Raw genomic sequence first — 1139 nt, forward strand, 5'->3', positions numbered from 1 at the left:
ATACTGCTTTGTTACGGTTACACGGTGAAAATGAAGGATTATCATTAGTGAAATTTCATGTAGGAGAACGGGCTAAGAAAGACTTGGTTGTTGCCTTTATGAAAGAGATTGCTGATCCAGAATTAGTAGAAGAAGTTAAGAAGAGAATTGAGAAAATTAATATTGATAATGTGCCAGAATCAGGTTATATAGAACAACTTATTGAAGATAATTATCTTAGTCCTTTCCCGCAAGTACAGAGTACGGAACGTCCTGATAAAGTTATCGCTGCATTAATGGAAGGAAGGGTTGCAATTTTATTAGATGGAACACCTTTTGTATTAATTGTTCCGGTTACATTTAGTATGATGATGCAATCACCCGAAGATTATTATGAACGCTGGATACCAGGTACGCTGATTCGGTTATTGCGCTTTGGAACGGCTATTATTTCTCTATTTGCTCCCGCTCTGTACATTTCATTTATTTCATTCCATCCTGGATTGATTCCAACTAAGTTAGCCATTTCAATTATAGGAGGGCGAGAAGGCGTCCCGTTTCCTGCAATTATAGAAGGATTATTTATGGAAATTGCAATTGAAATTTTACGAGAAGCAGGGCTACGACTACCTAAGCCTATTGGTTCAGCGATGGGAATTGTAGGAGGATTAATCATTGGGCAATCAGCTGTATCAGCTGGAATTGTGAGTCCAATAATGGTAATTGTTGTGGCGGCCACAGCTATTTCTTCTTTTGCACTTTCTCATTATAGTACAGCAATTCCATTACGTATTCTTCGCTTTGTAGCTATGTTTTTCGCTGCTATATTCGGATTATATGGAGTTATTCTATTTTTCTTATTTATATGCAGTCATATTTCAAGGCTTAAAAGTTTTGGTGTACCTTATGCTAGCCCGGCTGTCTTATATCAATTTACCGATTGGAAGGATTTTATTGTTCGTATGCCAATTCAGATGATGAAGCGACGTCCAAAAATGTTGAATTTAAAAGACTATGTACGGAAAGGAAGTGAAGAGGAATGATTACTAACTCAAAGGATAAAATTCCTACTTCACAAGCAGCTGTTATTCTTATCAATTATATACTTGCTATCGGAATTCTCACTTTACCTAGAACCGCGGCTGAGAAAGTGAATACAC

At 37.0% G+C, this 1139-nt stretch carries 1 protein-coding gene and 1 pseudogene; both read left to right on the plus strand.

Going from position 1 to position 1139, the window contains the following annotated elements:
* The coding region (locus AC1DTM_RS27695; protein ID WP_477001398.1) for a spore germination protein at positions 1-1022 on the plus strand (1022 nt) is incomplete at its 5' end.
* Positions 1019-1139, plus strand: a pseudogene (locus AC1DTM_RS27700) (spore gernimation protein); the annotation flags it as partial. The gene AC1DTM_RS27695 and the pseudogene AC1DTM_RS27700, both read left to right, overlap by 4 nt.

It is taken from the genome of Bacillus sp. P4_D3, from assembly GCF_056401855.1.